Annotated in this window: 18 protein-coding genes; 11 read left to right on the top strand and 7 right to left on the bottom strand. The window is 49.7% G+C overall.

The genetic code is table 11. The annotated features are described in order from the left end of the window. Nucleotides 1-4: 4 nt before the first annotated feature. Nucleotides 5-1,345, bottom strand: a complete 1,341-nt coding sequence (locus GWG06_RS01465) for a RagB/SusD family nutrient uptake outer membrane protein (RefSeq protein WP_160710926.1) — start codon at nt 1,343-1,345, stop codon at nt 5-7. 11 nt (nt 1,346-1,356) lie between these two features. Next, the gene (locus GWG06_RS01460; RefSeq protein WP_160710925.1) at nt 1,357-4,410 is read right to left on the bottom strand and encodes a SusC/RagA family TonB-linked outer membrane protein; all 3,054 of its coding nucleotides are present in this window, start codon (nt 4,408-4,410) and stop codon (nt 1,357-1,359) included. A gap of 82 nt (nt 4,411-4,492) precedes the next feature. Between GWG06_RS01460 and GWG06_RS01455 the strand changes: the two genes are divergently transcribed. The 8 genes from GWG06_RS01455 (at nt 4,493) to GWG06_RS01420 (ending at nt 11,305) form a co-directional block, all read left to right on the top strand. Then, nucleotides 4,493-5,572 carry a histidine kinase gene (locus GWG06_RS01455; RefSeq protein WP_160710924.1) on the top strand — a complete coding sequence of 360 codons (1,080 nt, stop codon included), beginning with the start codon at nt 4,493-4,495 and terminating at the stop codon, nt 5,570-5,572. Further along, complete coding sequence (locus GWG06_RS01450) at nt 5,565-6,620, top strand: sensor histidine kinase (RefSeq protein WP_160710923.1); 1,056 nt, start codon at nt 5,565-5,567, stop codon at nt 6,618-6,620. The genes GWG06_RS01455 and GWG06_RS01450 overlap by 8 nt, the downstream gene beginning before the upstream one ends. A 3-nt stretch (nt 6,621-6,623) precedes the next feature. Then, nucleotides 6,624-7,325, top strand: a complete 702-nt coding sequence (locus tag GWG06_RS01445) for a LytR/AlgR family response regulator transcription factor (protein WP_160710922.1) — start codon at nt 6,624-6,626, stop codon at nt 7,323-7,325. Between the two features lie 214 nt (nt 7,326-7,539). Beyond that, nucleotides 7,540-7,767 carry a hypothetical protein gene (locus tag GWG06_RS01440; protein ID WP_127039928.1) on the top strand — a complete coding sequence of 76 codons (228 nt, stop codon included), beginning with the start codon at nt 7,540-7,542 and terminating at the stop codon, nt 7,765-7,767. A gap of 38 nt (nt 7,768-7,805) precedes the next feature. Then, the gene (locus GWG06_RS01435) at nt 7,806-9,308 is read left to right on the top strand and encodes a chymotrypsin family serine protease (RefSeq protein WP_160710921.1); all 1,503 of its coding nucleotides are present in this window, start codon (nt 7,806-7,808) and stop codon (nt 9,306-9,308) included. Nucleotides 9,309-9,394: 86 nt separating this feature from the next. Next, nucleotides 9,395-10,093, top strand: a complete 699-nt coding sequence (locus GWG06_RS01430; protein ID WP_160710920.1) for a hypothetical protein — start codon at nt 9,395-9,397, stop codon at nt 10,091-10,093. Nucleotides 10,094-10,098: 5 nt separating this feature from the next. After that, nucleotides 10,099-11,028, top strand: coding sequence for an ATP-grasp domain-containing protein (locus GWG06_RS01425; RefSeq protein ID WP_160710919.1), 930 nt, complete (start codon nt 10,099-10,101; stop codon nt 11,026-11,028). 82 nt (nt 11,029-11,110) lie between these two features. Next, complete coding sequence (locus GWG06_RS01420) at nt 11,111-11,305, top strand: cysteine-rich CWC family protein (protein ID WP_160710918.1); 195 nt, start codon at nt 11,111-11,113, stop codon at nt 11,303-11,305. 135 nt (nt 11,306-11,440) lie between these two features. On the opposite strand, the gene GWG06_RS30415 is transcribed toward GWG06_RS01420, so the two are convergent. From GWG06_RS30415 to GWG06_RS01410, 3 genes are all read right to left on the bottom strand, one after another. Beyond that, a complete protein-coding gene (locus tag GWG06_RS30415; RefSeq protein ID WP_173962723.1) occupies nt 11,441-11,614 on the bottom strand; it encodes a hypothetical protein in 174 nt (57 codons plus the stop codon). Between the two features lie 6 nt (nt 11,615-11,620). Next, entirely contained in the window at nt 11,621-12,781 is a 1,161-nt protein-coding gene (locus GWG06_RS01415) for a PepSY-associated TM helix domain-containing protein (protein ID WP_160710917.1), read from the bottom strand. A 346-nt stretch (nt 12,782-13,127) separates the two neighbouring features. Continuing rightward, nucleotides 13,128-14,408, bottom strand: a complete 1,281-nt coding sequence (locus GWG06_RS01410; protein ID WP_160710916.1) for a hypothetical protein — start codon at nt 14,406-14,408, stop codon at nt 13,128-13,130. Between the two features lie 186 nt (nt 14,409-14,594). On the opposite strand from GWG06_RS01410, the gene GWG06_RS01405 reads away from it, so the two are divergent. The 3 genes from GWG06_RS01405 (at nt 14,595) to GWG06_RS01395 (ending at nt 17,535) form a co-directional block, all read left to right on the top strand. Then, nucleotides 14,595-15,419 (top strand): helix-turn-helix transcriptional regulator, encoded by an 825-nt coding sequence (locus GWG06_RS01405; RefSeq protein ID WP_160710915.1) that lies wholly within the window; start codon nt 14,595-14,597, stop codon nt 15,417-15,419. A 67-nt stretch (nt 15,420-15,486) separates the two neighbouring features. After that, the gene (locus tag GWG06_RS01400; protein WP_127044418.1) at nt 15,487-15,948 is read left to right on the top strand and encodes a YybH family protein; all 462 of its coding nucleotides are present in this window, start codon (nt 15,487-15,489) and stop codon (nt 15,946-15,948) included. A 264-nt stretch (nt 15,949-16,212) separates the two neighbouring features. Next, nucleotides 16,213-17,535 (top strand): DUF3472 domain-containing protein, encoded by a 1,323-nt coding sequence (locus tag GWG06_RS01395; RefSeq protein ID WP_202182919.1) that lies wholly within the window; start codon nt 16,213-16,215, stop codon nt 17,533-17,535. A gap of 161 nt (nt 17,536-17,696) precedes the next feature. Here the strand turns inward: GWG06_RS01395 and GWG06_RS01390 are convergent, their stop codons facing one another. Both GWG06_RS01390 and GWG06_RS01385 read right to left on the bottom strand, forming a co-directional pair. Next, nucleotides 17,697-18,047, bottom strand: a complete 351-nt coding sequence (locus tag GWG06_RS01390) for a nuclear transport factor 2 family protein (RefSeq protein WP_127043633.1) — start codon at nt 18,045-18,047, stop codon at nt 17,697-17,699. A gap of 21 nt (nt 18,048-18,068) precedes the next feature. Continuing rightward, a complete protein-coding gene (locus GWG06_RS01385) occupies nt 18,069-18,812 on the bottom strand; it encodes an SDR family NAD(P)-dependent oxidoreductase (RefSeq protein WP_160710914.1) in 744 nt (247 codons plus the stop codon). Nucleotides 18,813-18,821: the final 9 nt, after the last annotated feature.

Here is an 18,821-nt window from a genome sequence, read left to right as displayed (position 1 = left end):
TTTATTAATTACTGTAATCAGGATTTTGTCCGAGAGCCGGATTGATAAAATTTTCGCGGGAAGGCACCGGCAGCAGCACGTGTGTAGCCGGTTGCTGCATGGCCTGCAGCCAGGCGGCAGCCTTACCGAAGCGGCGCATATCATTCCAGCGCATCCGCTCGCCAACAAATTCTCTTCTCCGCTCCTGTTCTATTTCATCAAGGAAAGCCTGTGGTGTAGCGAAGTCGCTGTTGTTGCGCAGGCTGGCCTTACGGGCGGCACGCAGCTGATTGTAGGCAGTTACATCTACCACTCCTTTGCGGGCGGTGGCTTCTGCCTTTATGAGAAAGGCTTCTGCATAACGGCAAAGCACATACGACGGCGTTGTTTCCTGTGGAAATTTCACCAGGTAATACAGGTTTTCCATGACAGAAGCTCCTTTGACATAAATAAACATCGCCTTGCGCACATCCGTTGACTCATAGGATCTGACGAGCATGGAATCTATCCAGGTATTGCCGTTACCCGCTTTATCCGGTCCGCCATTTTTTCCGGGGCCATAAATCTGGGGTAACCCCAATCTGATGTCATTATTGCTGGTAGTTTCTGTGATCCGGTACATGGCCTCCGGGCTGTTTGCCTTTGATTTGAAAATGTCTGCAAAACCGGATTGCAGCGTAAACCTGCCGGAGCTGATGACGGCGTTGACCATCGTCAGCGCCTCCTCATGACGGCCGCGATTCAGGTACAGCCTGGCCAGCAGCAGCTGAGCCGCCTCTCTGGAACCGGCATCCGGATTCGTATAGCCGGGCAGGTTATCCATGGCTTTCTTCAGGTCGGCTTCTGCCAGCGCATAGACCTCCGCTTCCGGATTACGGGCAGGCCTTCCTTTCGGATCTTCTGTACCATATATGATTGCCGTGCTGCCAAACTGCTCTGTGAGCATCAGGTAGGCATAGGCGCGCAGGAGATAAGCCTCCCCTGCGGACGCTTTCAGCGAGGCGTCTTCTGCATGCAACTCCGCATAACGGATCACCATATTGGCGTTGGCAATGCACTGGTATGGCTGCCGGTAGGCCGGAGATAAATTCGCGTCATTGGGAGAAACATTGTTTCTGTCGAACGACGGATAGGTCAGCGTTTCCACATCGTCTGACATCATATCCTGAAAAGCGTAGTACAGGTAAAAAGCATTGTTGTTGGACAGGGACAATTTAGCGCCGTTGACTACCAGCGGCAGGTTTTCCTTATTCAGCTGGTCAAATGTGATCTGTGTATCCGGTTGAATATCGTCCAGTTTTTTACTGCAGGCAGACAGATACATCATACCTGCTAACGTTAATGTATATACGGTTATTTTTCTCATGATGTTCAGGATTAAAATGACAGGTCAATACCGATTACCATTGCCCGCGGATTAGGCAGGTTATTGCTGACAACACCGGTGATAGCGGCAGCTTCCGGGTCAAATCCGGGATACTTAGTTATCGTAAGCAGATTCTGGGCAGAGGTATATACCCGGCAACCGGACATCTTCACCTTCCGCAGCATGGCAGCAGGAATGGCATAGGACAGCGTTATATTACGCAGACGCATATACGAAGCGTTGTATACAAACTGTGTAGACGGACGATAGTTCCAGTCTGTAGTTTTGCCCTCTCCGTGCGGGCCGGTGACGGCGCGTGGTATAGCTGTGATATCTCCCGGCTTCTTCCAGCGGTCATTCAGGTTGGTGAACTTGTTGGGCATAACGCCGGTGGCATCTGCATTGTAATTACGGAGGGTCTGTTCACTGAAATCATAGACCTTATTACCGGCCACGTAATTAAACAGCGCTTCCAGTGTAAAGTTCCGGTAGCCCAGCGTAATGGCAGTACCGCCTGTGAAAGCCGGCATGGCTACCGGAATGGTAATCATATCATCCGTATTCCACTGCCCATCGTTATTCTGATCTTTATACATCATATCGCCGGTAGCAGGGTTTACGCCCAGGGACTCATATACCTGCACAGAACCTACGGACTGGCCTACCCTGGCTCTTGTCCGCGGCCCTCCGATTGTAAAGGCGCCATAGTTCGTCAGAGAATCTTTCAGCGATATGATTTCATTGCGGTTAATATTCATATTGGTTTCCACCTTCCAGGTGAACCTGCCGGGACGGCTGCTGTAAGCCAGTTCCAGGTCCACGCCGTAGTTACGGATGTTACCGATATTATCCTGCATGCTGGCAGCGCCGTAAATCCAGGACACGTCTGTTGCAGTCATTAAACCATCAGTGGTTTTATTGTAGTAATCCACCGCCATGGTAAAGCGGCTGTTGAACATGGCCATATCAATACCGGCGTCCACCTGCCTGGTGCGTTCCCAGCGGATATCAGGATTACCTACCACTCCGCTGATCTGCAATGCCGGAGAACCGTTGTAAGCCTTTGCCTGCAGCATATGCTGCGCATCAAAATAACCCAGCGGACGTATGTTACCGCTCATACCGTAGCTGCTGCGCAGTTTCAGCTGACTGATGATTTTACTCTTTTCCAGGAAATGTTCCCGTGCCAGGTCCCAGCCGGCAGAAACAGCAGGAAACCAGCTATAGCGGTTACCCTTCAGGAGTTTGGAGGAGCCGTCGCGGCGCAGGGAGGCGTTGAACAGGTATTTCCCGTCCAGGTCAAGCCCCACGCGCATAAAGTAAGCATCTGATATTTCCCTGTTGGTAATATTCATATTCGCCAGCGCTGCCGGGCTGCCGTACTCCGCTCCTGCTCCTGCGCCGGTGATAGCATCCACTCTGGGAAAGTTATTTACCTGGAAACCGAAAGTACTGATTTCATTGTCATAAAACGTGTAACCCAATGTGGCATTCACTCCCAGCCGACGGAAATGCTGGTTGTAGGTAAAGTAGTTATCATAGTTCCAGGAGAAATTATCTGCACCGCTGGTCTTGAACTGCCCTTTGTTGAAAGCCCCGATATAGCCCATGGGAGAATAAAATTCCCTGTTCAGACTATTATATTTAGTGGCATTGAAAGCAGAACGGAACTGCAGGTCCTTTAACAGCTTTACTTCCGCAGATAAAGCGCCCAGGTACACATTGGCCTTATTCCTGCTTTTATTATCCCGCATAGCACCCAGCGGATGCTGCTGCTGGCCCGCATAATATCCGAGTGAACCATCTGCATTGAGTATCGGATCTTCCGGCGTATCCGGGCGTACAGCGAGGGCCAGGCCTATAGGGTTATACAGTTCCCGGTTGACGGACTGTGTTATATTGATATTGCCATTAACTTTCAGCCAGCTGTTCACCTGCTGGGTAACATCCAGACGGCCGGTGTACCTTTCAAACCTGCCGGTGCCCATAGAAGCTGTTTCCGCAAAGCGGCCCAGCGACATGTAATAATTATTTCTTTCTCCGCCGCCACTCATGCTGGCCTGTATATTGCTGACAGGCGCATTTCTATGCCGGATGCGATCCAGCCAGTCGGTGCTGTTATCTGCCAGCTGCAGCCCATCCAGCTGCGACTGTGCGTTCTGTTTATCTTTCTGCAGGGTGCTGATCTGTGCAGGTGTAAGCCCTGACGGGCTGGACAGCTGCTGATCTATATCTGCTATCCTGTTATTGCGGGCTTCGCGGAACAGCGCACCATATTCAGCAGTATTCATGAGATGACGGGTAGCTGGCACATTATTAACGCCGGTGTACATGTTTACATTCAGCACCGGTTTACTGTTAACTCTACCTTTCTTAGTGGTCACGATGATTACTCCGCTGGAGCCACGCGCACCATAGATAGCGGCAGATGCCGCATCTTTCAGTACATCGATGGATTCAATATCCTGCGGATTAATACTGTTCAGCGAAACGGTAGAACCCTCCAGCACCAGGCCATCCACGACAATCAGCGGATTGGTGGCCACTGCGTTGACAGACTGTGCGCCCCTGATCTGTATGTTCGGCGGGTTACCCGGAGCGCCCGAAGTAGAGGCCACAAAAACGCCGGCCACACGCCCCTGCAATGCTTTTCCCACATCGCCGGCAATATTTTTCTCGGCAGACAAAGCGCCTGCCTTCACCGTGGATATGGCATTGGTTACCTTTGCCCGTTGCTGGGAGCCATATCCCACCACTACAGCGTCTGTGAGGGCAATAGCTTTTACCCTCATCTGCACCGGCTGCAGTCTGACTAAGGTAACCGGCACGGTCATATTCTCAAAACCGATAGATGAAATGATCAGTTTTGCATTTTCCGGCACACTCAGCTGAAACTCTCCCTTTTCATTGGTAGTAGCGCCGTTGGCTGTACCCAGCACTTTCACCGTTGCGCCGGGAACCGGTTGCCTGGTAAGAGAATCTATCACGGTACCTTTCAGCACCTGTTGTGCCATTGCCAGCATACCCGGCAAACACATGACAATTAATAAAATCACTTTTCTCATGTGAAGTTGGTTGATTTTTGATGATTACTGCCCTCTCAGAAAAATGCCAATTTACACAGAAGTCACGTCCGTAAAAGATTATATGGACATACCGGAAGCCTGGATGTACAATCAGGGAATTGGCAGGTACGAAAAAAAAATCAGGATACAGGCGGCCATTCTCCTGGCACATAGCTTATCTTCATTGCTGTTAATCATGAAATACAAAGAACCATACCGGTATCTGATACACCTGGGCATCTGCATGGCGCTGGTGTTGCTGTATGCATTGCCTCAGCTGAGAAACGGCTGGCGTTACCCCTCCTTTCTGCCACATGTGATCATTCCGCAGATATTGTATGGCTTTATCAACTTCCAGCTTTTTTATCTGCTGGCATTCGGGCTGTTTCCTCGTCCGGTGCAATCCAGGCTGCATATGCGCGTGGCGCTGTATGCCGTTGCCGCTATTGTCTTTTTTTCGCTTTTGAAATATTTAATCGGCGACCTCTTCTTCCGGGATATCATTCTTATCAAAACATTTTCATTAATCAATCAACAACCTAATTATTATACTTTCGGAGAATACTTTCGTAAAGCCATGAAAACTGGTCTGGGTGTTACTTTGCTGGCATACGCCTACCGGCTTTTTCTGCAATGGCGCAATAGTGATCAGCAGGATCAGCAGCTGACGGATTCGGTGGCGCGCGCACATATCCGCTTTGAACGTATGCACCAGGGGTCTGCCCTGCTGCTGCAACAGTTGCAGGCGCTCACACCGGTGCTGGCAAACGAGGCTACGCGCAGCGAAGAAGGCGTAAAAGCAATATTGTTACTATCGGATCTGTTAAGATATATGCTGTATGACAAGGCGGTAGAACAGGAAAAGGTAAGTTTGAAAAAAGAGCTGTATTATTTTCAGCAATACCTTACGCTGCGCAGTTACCTGCATCCCCTGCAAAAGCTGGAGATGCGCATCACCGGGGAAGAACAGGATATGCTGGTGACGCCGCTGCAACTGCAGGACGCTATGGAAAAATACCTGCAGCAACTACCGGCGGTGGCAGGAACTATCATCATTGCCGTGCAGGTTACTTCCCATACCGTGTCGCTGTCCGCTGCCCCTGCCCCGGCTGCGGCTGTCAGCCATCTTTTATCCGCAAAACTATATCCGTACTATGCATAAAACCCGGCAGTTTTTACTACTGATGTTATTGTGGATGCTCCTGTTATATGGCATCGCACTGGCGACGGCGGCTAACTTCTCACCGGCTGGTCTGCGCAGGATGCACGTCAACACAGGCGTTTTCGGGTTACTCAACTTCCTGCAATGTTATGTTTTCTACCGATGGATTATTCCTCCTTTTTTAACCGGCAGAAGATGGCAGCTGCTGCTGTTGAAGACATCTGCTGTTTTCACCTGTTTTACGCTGATAAAATATTTTATTTCCAGGTATATTTTTCTGGCAGAAACATTACACCTGGGTCACCGGTATGATCCTGTACAGCGTAAAAGAATTGAGCTGTATCAATCTTTCGGGGAATTTATCCAAAGCGATTTCTGGGTCAACGTTATCATACTGGCAGGAGCATTTGCCGTACATTTTTTCCTGCTGTGGTTGGAAGAAGATAAACGCCGTGCGCAACTGCAGCAACAGCAGTTACAGGCAGAGTCAGGATTTCTGAAGATGCAGCTCAACTCGCATTTTCTCATCAACAGCCTGAACAGCATTTATTCCCTGGCGCTGGCCGGTTCTCCGGAAGTGGTTACCGCCAATAAAACCCTGACGCAGCTGCTGGCTTATATGGTAGAACAGCCTACAGACGTAGATTACAGGAGCCCGCTCCGGGAGGAGATCAATTACCTGCTCGACTTTGTGCGCCTGCACCGGCTGCGCACGGGTTGCGACAGCTGCGTGGCATTTGGGATCCCGGAAACGCTGCCGGATAAACACATTGCACCGATGCTGCTGGTACCGTTTGTAGAAAATGCCTTCAAACACGGTATCGCCAACCAGCCGGAAAAGCCCGTCCGCATTACCCTGGCATATGAAGACCGGCAACTCGTTTTCAGTGTGAGGAATTACAAATCCACCTATCACCGTGATAAAACCGGCGGCATTGGCCTGGAGAACGTACGCAAGCGGCTGCAGCTGCTTTATCCGGATCAGCACCAGCTGCGGATTACAGATACAGAAACCGAATATTGTTGTACCTTGGCAGTGAACTTATAAGTTATGGCATTAAAGTGTATAGTGATAGATGACGAACCACTGGCGGTACAGGTGCTGGTAAACTTTATCAAGAAAACGCCTGACCTTCAGCTGCTGCGCAGCTTCCTCAATCCGCTGGAAGCGCTGGCCTTTATGAAGGAAGAAAAACCGGACCTGATATTCCTGGATATACAGATGCCTGAACTGAGTGGTATAGAGTTTATGCAGCTGGCAAACGGCGCCACAGACATCATTATTGTGTCAGCTTACGATGAATATGCCGTAGACAGCTTCGACCAGGAAGCGGTGGATTACCTCCTCAAACCCGTTGCCTTTGATAGATTTGCCCGTGCCGTGCAACGCGTCATTAACCGTAAAACCGCTACTGCCGCCACGCCTGCACCAGCGAAACAGGAATACATTTTTGTGCGTACCGACAAGCGTATTATACGGCTAGATATCAAAGATATTTTGTTTGTAGAAGCATTGCGGAATTACGTGGCCATACAAACGCCCAAACATAAAATCCTTACCCTCCAGAACCTGCGCAGTTTTGAAGAGCTGCTGGCTCCCCATGGTTTTATCAGGGTACATAAATCCTACCTGGCGGCGCCGGATAAAATTGACAGCATAGAGCGGCAGCGTATCTTTATCGGCGCCCATAACATACCTATCGGTGACGCCTATATGAAACCATTCATGGAAGCCATCCATCTGCTTAAATAATGTTTCATAGCAACCGATTGATAAATTTTGCGTATAAATACGTTTGGCGCGTATTTGCTAAAATGTCCTATCTTTGTACCAGTTACCCCAGATAAACCGGTCCGAATATTCATCAGCAAAGCAAACTGTCACCTTACCAGCCTAAGCACCATCAGCTTCGTTTATTATTGTTATCATTATTTTTTTAGTATTGTTTTCCCAAAAACGCTTCATTATGGGTATCACCATTGAACAGGCAACTGCGGCCAGAAATGCTGTGGAAGCCCGGATTATCAATCATGAAGATGTTAGCGGCGTTGCGGTAAGCACCACTCCCGACGGCACTCCCTGCGTAAAAGTTTATGTACGCCGTGAGGGTATCACCCCACATACGCTGGGTATTAAATCTACTGAAGAGCAGGTTCCAGTCATTATTGAAGTACGTAAGATAACCCCCTTATAATTTGCCCATGATTCATTAACCCCAAACAACCCCAGAAAATGAAAAAGTTAAATGAGATCCTGCAGGTAAAACAGCAGGCAGAGGCCACCTTTTTGCACCAACCCGGCGTTACCGCAGTAGATGTAGGCTACAAGTACAAAGACGGTAAACGCACCGATGAAATTGCCATTCGTGTACACGTGGCAAAGAAAAAAACCGATGTACCTGCAAAGGAAAAAGTACCTAAAACCATTGAAGGTATTCCTACAGATGTGATTGAAGGCATCTATTATCCGCAGGTGCTGTCAGAACCCGTAGCAGATACCGCCATCACTGCTTTTGCGGATACCGGCACCTATACTCCGCTCAAAGGCGGCATCAGCATAGGTCCGGACCGGGTAATCAGCGGCTATGTGTACACCGGCACGCTGGGCGCTATCGTCAAAGATGCCACCACCAACGAAACCCTGTTGCTCAGCAATTTCCATGTAATGTGCGTTGACACCGGCTGGCACGTAGGCGATCAGATGGATCAGCCCAGCCGCGTGGATGGCGGCACGTCCGCCAGTAATGTGGGCGCCCTGAAACGCGCTGTCCTCAGCGGACACGTAGACGGCGCCGTCAGCACCGTTAGCGGCCGCAGCACGCTCTGCGAAATCGTTGATATCGGCAAGGTGAAAGGTACCGCTACCGCGGTATTGAATGCGCCTGTGCGTAAACGCGGACGTACCACCCTGCTCACCTACGGTTTTGTGGATGCTATCAGCGCTACCATCAAGGTAGATTACGGCGACGGCATCGGCGTCAGAACCCTCAGCAACCAGATAGGTATCCGCCCGGATACTTCCCGCAATCCCAAATTCAGCGACCACGGCGACTCCGGTTCTGTAGTGGTGGATGCGGCCAACAAGGTAATAGGATTGCTCTTTGCCGGCGATGAATCCGGTTATACTTTCATCAATCCTATCAACTATGTACTCTCTGAACTGAACATCAAACTCTGTACTTCCACCCTTAAATCCGTCATCAAGGATAAAGGCGAAAGTAAAGAGCTGAAGGAAGTGAAAGAAGTAAAGGAAGTGAAGGAGAAAGACAAAAAGGAAATAGTGAAAGAAGTAAAAGAAAAGGAAAAAGTGGAGAAAGCGGAAGTGAAGGAAATCAAAGAAATAAAGGAAAAAGAACTTAAAGAAAAGGAACTCAAGGAAAAGAAAGAAATCTTCAAGGAAATAAAAGACAAAGACCTCAAGGAAGTAAAGGAATTCAAGGAAATAGAGCATAAGCCTGTTATGGATAAGAGCCCGAAGGAACTGGCGGAAATTCCGGGCGGCGGCAATCCACGCGAAAACCCTGCTGCGCACGGAGCCGGCAGCGGCCTGCTGGAACAACGCCTCGCCAATATAGAAGCAGCGCTGCAACAGTTGTCTTCCTTCATCGCGTCTGCCTACAGGCCAGATCTGTCACAGGGCGGCCTGTCCGGCGAAGAAGACGTGAACCAGGACGATCTCGAAAAATCAGCAGCAGACAGTTCCCAGCTGAAATGGGAAGCTGACAATAACTACTGATATCTGTATCCTTCACAGATTATAGCGGATACACACATCCGCTATAATCTGTCTTATCCGATCTGTTACCCCTTCAATTCTTTTTTATGAATCTGTTTCTCTGTCATCACTATGACGCCTCCGCCCTCTATGTATACAACCGCTTCCGCAGATGGGGCCTGTCTTCCCTCTATATCATCACGCCGGAAGAACTGCTGACGGCCAGAAAATGGCAGCACCTGGTATCCACCGATAAGGTGAGCACCGCTGTTACCCTGCAAAACGGCCTGCATATCGACTTCTACGAGGTGAACAGGATATTCAACCGCCTGCAGCTGCTGGAACATCCGTTCTGGAAAAAAGCGCCGCTGCAGGAAAATGAATTCGCCCACCAGGAACTGACCTCCTTTTACCTGAGCTGGTTGTATTCGCTCAACAGTAAAGTATTCAACCGCCCGTCTGCCATGGGCCTGAGCGGGAATTACCTTACGCCGCTGCAGTGGAAGGATATAGCCCTGAAAGCTGGTATGGCGGTGAGTCCGGACATGCCGGATATGCAAACACCCACTCCTTACCAGCGGCAGCTGATCGTTTTTCAGCAGAAAGTGTATGGTCCGTTTATCAGTAAACAGATCAACACTGCCTGCATACAGCTGGCACAGCAAACCGGGCATGAACTGTTATCATTCAGCTTCCGGCAGGATGAAAACGGGAAATGGCTGTTTCACAACGCCAGCTCCTTCCCCGATCTCACTGCAGGCGGCGATGCCTTACTGAAACATATTTACAGCACCTTTCTAAATTAAACATCATGATACTGCTATGCGGCATCCCCTCGGAATCGCCGGTGGAAAAGCTGTCGGATGAACTGGACATACTCGGCATCCCCTATCTGATGCTTAACCAGCGCAGGTTTGAAAGCGCTTCCCTGGATTTTGATTTCAGCGGCGGACAAATCAACGGAACATTAAAATATGAGGAGAAGGAATTCGATCTCAGTTCCTTCACCGGCATCTATACGCGGCTGATTGACTGGCAGCAGCTACCGGAAATTAAAAAGGCAAAAGATGCTGCTGCTGCCCGGCAACACTGCCGGGACCTGCATGATAAATTATATCAGTGGATAGAAATCACGCCGGCAAAAGTGGTGAACCGTTCCTTTGCCATGGCCTCCAACAGCTCAAAGCCTTACCAGTGCCAGATTATACGGGAATTCGGCTTTTCCGTTCCGGAAACGCTGATTACCAACTGTCCGGAAGAAGTGCTGGCATTCCAGGCGAAACATGGAAAAATCATCTACAAATCCATCAGCGGTATACGCTCTATTGTACAGGTACTGACGAAAGAAGATGAAAAAAATCTTTCCAGGATCAGGAACTGCCCGGTACAGTTTCAGCAGTTTATCGACGGCTTTAACGTACGCGTACATGTGATCGGGGAAGAAGTGATTGCCACTTGTATAGACAGCGATGCCACCGACTACCGGTACGCCGCCAGGCAGACAGGCGAAAATGCAGTACTCCGGCCGTTTGACCTGCCACCTGATATTGCACAGCGGTGCATCAACCTTACCCGGCATCTGCAGCTGAGTTTTTCCGGTATAGACCTGAAGTTTACTCCTGATGGCAGCATCTGTTGCTTTGAAGTAAATCCCAGCCCCGGCTACTCCTATTTTGAAAACAATACACAGCAGCCGATTGCCTATACGCTGGCCAGGTACCTGAGCCGAAGCGGCAGATAAAAATATTCAGTACATTTGGTAGTACCCGGTTGTTAACCTGGCTTTATAGCCACATTACGGTTGCCCGGATCTATCTGTCATTATGTGTGAACACGAAACAAAATCATGCCCCCGTTGCGGCGGCCTGTTTGAATGTAAGGTAGGATCAATACTACTTTGTCACTGTGCTGATGTACAGCTGAATGAAACTGAACGGCAGTTTATTTCCTCGCAATACCAGGACTGCCTCTGCCATGAATGCCTCCTCCAGATGAAAGAGGAATCTTCCAGACAATAGTTATTTTTTTATTTTTTTATTTTTTTATTTGAGATTTTGTGCCCAATCATTGTATCCTTTTGGACCTTTCAGTACAAGAGAATACAATGATTGGGCACAAAATCTCAAATAAAAAAATAACTACATATTAAATGGTTAGTTCTTTTTGAAGACGGACCATACGATGGTTAGTAGTGGCACGCACAGTGCGATCCAGGAAAGCAGGTGCCAAATGCCGGTTCCGGTTAATGCCGCCAGCAGGCCGAACATAATCAGCACTCCGAGCAATACCGGCATACCCCACAGGTGGAGGAATTCATTTTTTTTCATACCGTTTTAATTTGTTGTGCTTTGTAATACGGCTTCGCTTTGCAGTACCCGGTTGAGCCGGGCTTCATTGGCCTTGCGGCGTGCAATCCAGAGGTAAAGTCCGCTGATCAGCACCACAATGGTAATTATATCGAACAGCGCCCAGATGATTTTGAGCGGCATGCCGCCATAATCGCCGAAGTGCAGTGGTTCTGAAATAAAGAGTGTATTGACATACCAGGGCATTTCACGCATATCCGTGAGCGTACCGTTCTCCGCATCGATCAGGGCAGGCTGCACCAGGCGGGAAGTGACCGGTGTGGTGCCTCTCATGAATACGGCATAATGGTGTTTGCTGGAGAACATAGTACCCGGAAAGGCTACCAGCCGGCGCTCCATATGTGGGGCCGCCTTTTCTGAAATACTCACCGCCTGCTCCAGGGAAGCCAGCGGACCGGATATTGCCGGCTTATCCTTATAGGGCGCTACCATTTCAGCCAGCTGCCCCTGCTGCCATAATCCCAGCACTACATCAGACAAGGTATTGATAACCCCGGTGACGCCCACTACCATCGTCCAGGCCAGCACTACGATACCCAGCATGTTGTGCATGTCCAGCCATTTGAGGCGGGTGGATTTATCGCGGCGTATCATTCCAAAATCGAAACGGCGCATAATCGGGCCGTAGAGCATAATACCGGATACCATCGCGATGATGAAGAGGATACCCATCAGGCCCAGGAAGAGCTTACCAGGGATGCCGGCGAACATGTCTACATGCAGTTTGAACATCACATATATGAAGCCCTCATCAATTTTGGGCTCCTGCAATACCTGCGCGGTACGTTCATCCAGTACTACAATGTTACCTGCTTCCGGCGGCGCATTCAGGGAGTCGGCCATGCTCAGCATCACCAGGTTGGGTTGCGCATCGTCCCAGAAAACATAGCGGATGACTTCTCCCGGACGTTGCTGCATTCCTGCCCGCACAATGTTATCCAGGCTGGTTCTGGGAGTACCGGCCGGCATGGGCGGCGCTGCCTGGGCCTTGCCTTCCAGCGTTTCTATCTCTTCGTGAAAAATCAGCGGCAGCCCTGTCAGACAAAGCAGCAGCAGAAACAGCGTACATATCAGGCTTGTCCATTTATGTACATTGAACCAGCGTTTTACATTTTTTACATCAGCCATACATGGTGGTATTATTCCATAAAAAAATTCCCGGAAGCCATTCAGCAACTGAGCGACAGAACAGGCACGTCCGCCTGAATTACCTGATCTGCACGCCGGCTGAAAGGCTTCCGGGAAAATAAATTGAGTACAGGGTATTTACCTTTATGGCACCAATCGCCCTGCACGCCCCTACGAGCGCGCCTGTCCGGGCTGTTCAGGCCCGCGGTAACAGCGCAATTGATAATTGACATACAGGTATTAAAGCATACAGGTCATCATCCACATGACCTGTATGCAAAAATGCAGTATGCTGTCAGTAATCGTTTGTGAATTCGGGAAAACGATTTTCGAGATTGGGAAAAACCTATTTGCGTTGCAGTTTGTATTGTCCGGCATCATCTTTCACCAGCTGGTAGCCCTCGTTGAGCTGCAGCTCCCAGCCCCGGCCGGTGATGGTGTTACCATTGATTCTTTCCGGCAGGGTAACAGATACCTTTTCCCAGCCGGCGCCTACCAATGCACCTTCCTGGGCGGTCAGCACCCCCCATTTATCGGTAATTCTCAGTGTGATGTATACCGTTCCGTATTTTTCCAGCGGTAACATATTGCTGGGATTAAAGGAGATATTCATTTTTTCGAAGCGGATTTCCGTATGCGGGTCCGTCACCAGTGTTTTGACATAGCCAGCTACTACGGCCAGGCGTTTTTCCTCGCGGACAGTTTCCGCGGCTATAATGGCGGGGCCATCGTATGCAGGAGCCCTTTCCGTTACGGCAGCGCCGAGGTTGGCGGGTATGGTCAGCTGCCAGGCTTTTCTGAAGTAGGCCTCCAGGCTGGTGGTATCTTTTATATCGCGTGTCCAGGAGGGGTTGGTCTGTGCCAGCAGGTAGCCATACACCGGAACGGTATGATAGGCGAAAGACCTGATGAAAGTACCGGCGCCCAGGAAACGTTGCTTCTGGAATGCTATGGACTGCAGCGTTTCCGCCTTCGTACGGCCACTCATCATAACGCCGGTGTATTCCGCCAGCCCTTCGTGGAGTTCCAGCATGTTTTCCGTCTTGTCTGCCCCGGGGAAAAGGCTATAACGGTATTGCCTGAACGTAAAAGCGTCTGTCAGGTGTTTTTTTCGTATAGCCGGCGAGGTAGCTTCCAGCGCCTTTCCGAGGGCGGCCAGTTCCAGCTGCAGGTAAATTCTGCCATCCCTGGTATCCAGATGATTGTTCAGCGCATCTCTGGTATTAAAGCCCAGTCCGGGTTGCGCCCGGTGAAACAGTTCATGCGTCAGCAGGTTCAGTCGGTCGCCGGTTTTCTTCGGCAGCGGCAGCTGCACCATTGCCCAGTGGTAGCCGGACCATTCCACAGAGGTATTGGCAATATTCTGTGATACCGGCCAGGTACCGGTGTAAACGGATCCGCTTTTCTGCAGCAGCCCGGCGCTGTCGGGCCGGTTGGCATACACCTGCCGCGTAACAGGATCTATCAGCAGAATATTATTGTACAGGTCTGTACCCCAGATAGCCTTATTCTTTCGTGTAGCCGCTGACGTTTCTTTAAAACTGGCAGCAATACTATCCGTATCCTGCGCAACAGCTGAAGAGAGCAGACAGCTGATACATAAAGTTGATAATAAAATGGATTTCATAAAATGCATAGATTGCTCTAAATGTACTTAAAATTACATTCTCAGATCTGTTCAGATGACCGGTATATCTGCTCAGCGGAAAAATACACCAGCGGCCCGGAAGCAATTGCCGTCAACCATATTAACTAAAAAACGGAATTGGACATTTCCCGCAGAAGTAATAATTTGTAATACATTTCATGTCAGATGAATTACCAGGAAATACAACCCGGAGCATTACTGCAACCATATGTACAGCATTATTACCTGTTTGAGTCAGCCGAACAACTGGAAATGGATGATATTGTACTGCCCGGCGGGCATCTGGAAATTATCTTCAACCTCGGCGACGCTACCTGGAAAACAGCGCCCGACAAGGTTTTTAAAGACACCGCAAAAATAGAGCTATGGGGTCAGATCACCGCTCCCCTCGCCGTCCGGACCATTGGCAGCAACAATAAAATGCTGGGAATCAAATTCTATCCGCATACCGCGGCGCGTTTCCTGCAGCTGGATATCTTCGAGCTTAACAACCAGGTGAATGACACCACGGCTATTTTAGGGAAAGATATACAGGAGCTGCATCAGCAACTGCTGGAAAGCGCATCACTGCAGCAACAGATCACGCTGATAGAAAAATACCTGGCAGCGCGGCTGGATCAGGTCAAAGCAAAACCGCAGCAGATGGCACTTGTAGGAAATATTCTGCAGCAGCTGAAAACTACCTCCGGCACAGCAGACACCAGCATTGAACATATTGCCCGCCAGCATAACCTGAGCACCCGCTACCTGCATAAATTGTTTATGCAATATACCGGAGCCACCCCCAAGTATTTCGACCGGCTGCACCGGTTCCGGCAAAGCCTTTCGCTGATACAGCAACAGGAACTGTCTCTCACGGAAATAGGCTATGAAGCCGGTTACTTCGACCAGTCCCATTTTATCCGGGAGTTCAAGTCCTTCACCGGCCTGGCCCCCCACTCCTATGCCGCTAAATCTTCCCCCCTGCAGGAAACAATAGATCTCCGCTAGATTGTTCCGTTTTATACAATTCTGCTGATGACAGCCGGTGTAATTTTACATCATCAAACTGCTCATCATGAAAAAGATCATTGCCATTACACTTATCAGCGCATTATTCAGTTGTCAGCAAACCACTGCCCCTGAAGATAACAGCCTCGCTGAAGCCAGACAGGCCATAGCCGCCAGCAACGCCATTTACTTTGAATCCTTCGCCAAAGGCGACTCCTCCATATTCATAGACCGGTATGCGGAAGATGCCTGCATCATGGCGCCCGGCACACCGGCACTATGTGGTAAGGATGCCCCGCTGACATTCTTCCGTAAAGCCTACCACGACATCGGCCTGCGTAACGGTAAATTTATTACCACAGACGTTTTCGGTGACGGGAAAGAATATGTCACGGAAATTGGCCGCTGGCAATCATTTGATGCGGATGGAAAATTATTCGACGATGGAAAATTCCTGGTCCTCTGGAAGAAAACCGCGAAAGGATGGAAGATGTTCCGGGATTCCTTCAGCAGCAACCGTAATCAATAATCAAGGAATTACGAATTACGAATTGCGAATTACGAATGTAGAAGCGGAGAATAACACGAAGATTAAAAGGGATTTACTATTAAATGTCCCTTTTAATCTTCGTGTTATTCTCCGCTTCTACATTCGTAATTCGCAATTCGTAATTATTCATAAAAATTCTTATCTTGAATAAAGAAAATCCGACGACCAAATTCTGAACCTGAAAATTGTTAACAGGGCTTGTCTATAGGCAGCCTATTTCATCATCAATCAAATCAGTCGACAATGAAAAAAAAGCACACGCTACACGCGGGACTGTTGCTGTTATCCGCTGTTATGTTTTTCTCCTGCAGCAAGCAACCCGCCAATTCCATCGAAGGACGTTCCGCTTTAGCCTCCACGGAATCATTACCGGCAGCCGCCAGCTATGACGTACCACTGGGCGGCAATGCCTATGTAACCACCAAAGCCCCCGGAGGCGCAGAGGTCATCACTTCCAACGGCCTGGGTAACTGGACCAGCGCCGCCAGCATTACTAGTACGTATTTCCGGGTAGCGCTCACCGGCACCCTGAACATTTCCGTGAAGATGAAAGTACCTTCCGGCACCAGTAATATCAAGGTAACCGTGAATGGCACCACCTTTAATAAAACAGTTACCGGCAATGCCTATACGACGTACAGCATCGGCTCCGTCAATGTTACCAGCGCCGGGTATATCCAGGTAGACCTGCAGGGCGTCAGCAAGTCCGGCAGCTACTTCGGGGATGTATCGCATATTGTCATCAGCGGTGCAGCTACCGCCAATAATGTAGTATATGCCAACGACGCCTCCAACTATTACTGGTCCAGGCGCGGCCCTTCCGTTCATATGAGCTACCCTATCCCTTCCGGCACTACCGCAGAATGGTTCTATAATGAGCTGACCGTTCCTGCCGGAGAAGATAAGATAGGCTCCTACTTTATGAGTAACGGCTTCGACGGCGGCTACTTCGGCATCCAGGTAAACAGCGCCACCGAAAGAAGGGTATTGTTCTCCGTATGGGACCCTGCTACCGGCAAAACCACACTGGTAAGAAAAGGCCCTGGCGTTACCGACAATGCCTTCGGCGGCGAAGGCACCGGCGGACAAAGCTACCTGATCTTTAACTGGGCCGCCGGCACCACCTACAAGTTCCTCACACACATCCTTCCCGATGGCAGCGGCGGCACAGACTACTCCTCCTGGATATATACCCCCGAAACAGGCACATGGCGTTTTATCGCCACCTGGAAAAGACCCAACACGACCAGTTACTACACCGGCGCCTATTCCTTCCTGGAGAATTTCAATGACAACAACGGCTACTACGGCAGAAAAGTGCTGATTAACAACGAATGGATAAGATCCACTACCGGCACCTGGAGCGAACTGACTGCAGGCCGGTTCACCGCAGATGCCACCGCTACCGCCGACCAGCGCAGAGACTATGCCGGCGGAATAGACGCCACCGGCGCCTTCTATCTGAAAAATGGCGGTTTCTTCGCCAACTACGTTAACTACAATACCAATTTTACCAGAACGGCCACCGGGCAAACGCCGGTGGTGAACCTTAATACGCTGCCATAAATTGGTTATTTGAGATTTGGTTATTTGAGATTTTGTACCCAATCATTATCTCCCTTGTACTTATTGGTACAAAAGAATATTATGATTGGGTACAAAATCTCAAATAACCAAATCTCAAATAACCAATCTTATCTTCTACATACCTAATTTTTGCACGATAGTTATTGTGCAAAAACCTTACTCACTATCTGCCACCTCCCTCCTATCACAGCAAGTGAAAGATAGTCCGTGTAATTGTAGCCCAGTATCGGAACATGCAGTTTAACGATGGCATTGTTGCCCAGCATTTCGGTGTGTATGACCTTCATGCGGAAGGGTTCTCCGTTTTCCCGGGGGCTTTTACGGTTGCTGACTATTTCCAGGTATTCTGCTACCGTTTTAAAATATTCAGCGCCATTAATATCCCCTGCCAGCAGGGCCTGGGGATGAAAGGCATTTTTAAGCCGGTTGGTGTCTCCCTGAAAGATGCCCTGCTGATAATCTTCCAGCACCTGTTGTAATTCCGATAACATAGAATGATTGTTTGTCAGGTATTAAAAATGATGCCCCGCTGTGTGTCCGCCGTCAACCGGAATGGTAGCACCGGTGATAAAGGTATTGTTAGCCAGCATCCAGGCTGTTTCTGCCACATGGTTACCTTCTCCGATACGGTGCAGCAGGTGCAGACCGGCGAGCGTATCTGCATTTTCCACCCCGATTTTTGCCTGCAGGGGTGTACGGATAATGCCCGGCGCTATGGTGTTTACCCGGATCTGTTGTTTCCCGAATTCTGCCGCCAGCTGACGGGTGAGCGCATGAATGGCTCCCTTGCTGGCTACCGGTGCAGAAGCGGGGAAGCCCCCGATAGCATGATCCGCCAGTACCGTACCGATGTTGATAACAGCGCCGCCGTCGCGGCTCAGCATAGCTTTTATGGCCGCCTGCGTAGTGAAAAAAGTACCTTTCAGGTTAACGCGGAGGAACCTGTCCAGGTCACTTTCCTGTACCTCCAGGAAGGGTTTCGGCGCAAACACCCCGGCATTGTTGATTAATACATCCAGGCTCCCGAACGCGTCCAGGGCGGTGGCAACCAACTCCTCACCCGTTGATTTCAGGCTCACATCACCGGGAATGATGCGGGCCGCCGCCGGCTGGCCCAGCTCCCGGAAAGTAGCCTCCAGCATTTCACGCCCGGAAGCATTCATAATAACATGAGCGCCCTTTTCCAGGAAAAACTGTGTGATCGCTTTACCAATACCGGTAGAAGCACCGGTTACAATTACTGTCTTACTTTTCATACGGCTGTT

The organism is Chitinophaga solisilvae (assembly GCF_009928525.1).
In the GTDB taxonomy this organism is placed as follows: domain Bacteria; phylum Bacteroidota; class Bacteroidia; order Chitinophagales; family Chitinophagaceae; genus Chitinophaga; species Chitinophaga solisilvae.
The sequence above is the reverse complement of the archived record's forward strand: the minus strand, read 5'-3'. Positions and strand labels throughout refer to the sequence as shown.

Bases quoted from the DNA above. Each gene is read 5' to 3' on its own strand.
- GWG06_RS01405 (WP_160710915.1), top strand. From the start codon at position 14,595: ATGAATTACCAGGAAATACAACCCGGAGCATTACTGCAACCATATGTA.
- GWG06_RS01425 (WP_160710919.1), top strand. From the start codon at position 10,099: ATGATACTGCTATGCGGCATCCCCTCGGAATCGCCGGTGGAAAAGCTG.
- GWG06_RS01445 (WP_160710922.1), top strand. From the start codon at position 6,624: ATGGCATTAAAGTGTATAGTGATAGATGACGAACCACTGGCGGTACAG.
- GWG06_RS01455 (WP_160710924.1), top strand. From the start codon at position 4,493: ATGGACATACCGGAAGCCTGGATGTACAATCAGGGAATTGGCAGGTAC.
- GWG06_RS01410 (WP_160710916.1), bottom strand. From the start codon at position 14,408: ATGAAATCCATTTTATTATCAACTTTATGTATCAGCTGTCTGCTCTCT.
- GWG06_RS01400 (WP_127044418.1), top strand. From the start codon at position 15,487: ATGAAAAAGATCATTGCCATTACACTTATCAGCGCATTATTCAGTTGT.
- GWG06_RS01430 (WP_160710920.1), top strand. From the start codon at position 9,395: ATGAATCTGTTTCTCTGTCATCACTATGACGCCTCCGCCCTCTATGTA.
- GWG06_RS01465 (WP_160710926.1), bottom strand. From the start codon at position 1,345: ATGAGAAAAATAACCGTATATACATTAACGTTAGCAGGTATGATGTAT.
- GWG06_RS01390 (WP_127043633.1), bottom strand. From the start codon at position 18,047: ATGTTATCGGAATTACAACAGGTGCTGGAAGATTATCAGCAGGGCATC.
- GWG06_RS01415 (WP_160710917.1), bottom strand. From the start codon at position 12,781: ATGGCTGATGTAAAAAATGTAAAACGCTGGTTCAATGTACATAAATGG.
- GWG06_RS30415 (WP_173962723.1), bottom strand. From the start codon at position 11,614: ATGAAAAAAAATGAATTCCTCCACCTGTGGGGTATGCCGGTATTGCTC.
- GWG06_RS01460 (WP_160710925.1), bottom strand. From the start codon at position 4,410: ATGAGAAAAGTGATTTTATTAATTGTCATGTGTTTGCCGGGTATGCTG.
- GWG06_RS01385 (WP_160710914.1), bottom strand. From the start codon at position 18,812: ATGAAAAGTAAGACAGTAATTGTAACCGGTGCTTCTACCGGTATTGGT.
- GWG06_RS01420 (WP_160710918.1), top strand. From the start codon at position 11,111: ATGTGTGAACACGAAACAAAATCATGCCCCCGTTGCGGCGGCCTGTTT.
- GWG06_RS01450 (WP_160710923.1), top strand. From the start codon at position 5,565: ATGCATAAAACCCGGCAGTTTTTACTACTGATGTTATTGTGGATGCTC.
- GWG06_RS01440 (WP_127039928.1), top strand. From the start codon at position 7,540: ATGGGTATCACCATTGAACAGGCAACTGCGGCCAGAAATGCTGTGGAA.
- GWG06_RS01395 (WP_202182919.1), top strand. From the start codon at position 16,213: ATGAAAAAAAAGCACACGCTACACGCGGGACTGTTGCTGTTATCCGCT.
- GWG06_RS01435 (WP_160710921.1), top strand. From the start codon at position 7,806: ATGAAAAAGTTAAATGAGATCCTGCAGGTAAAACAGCAGGCAGAGGCC.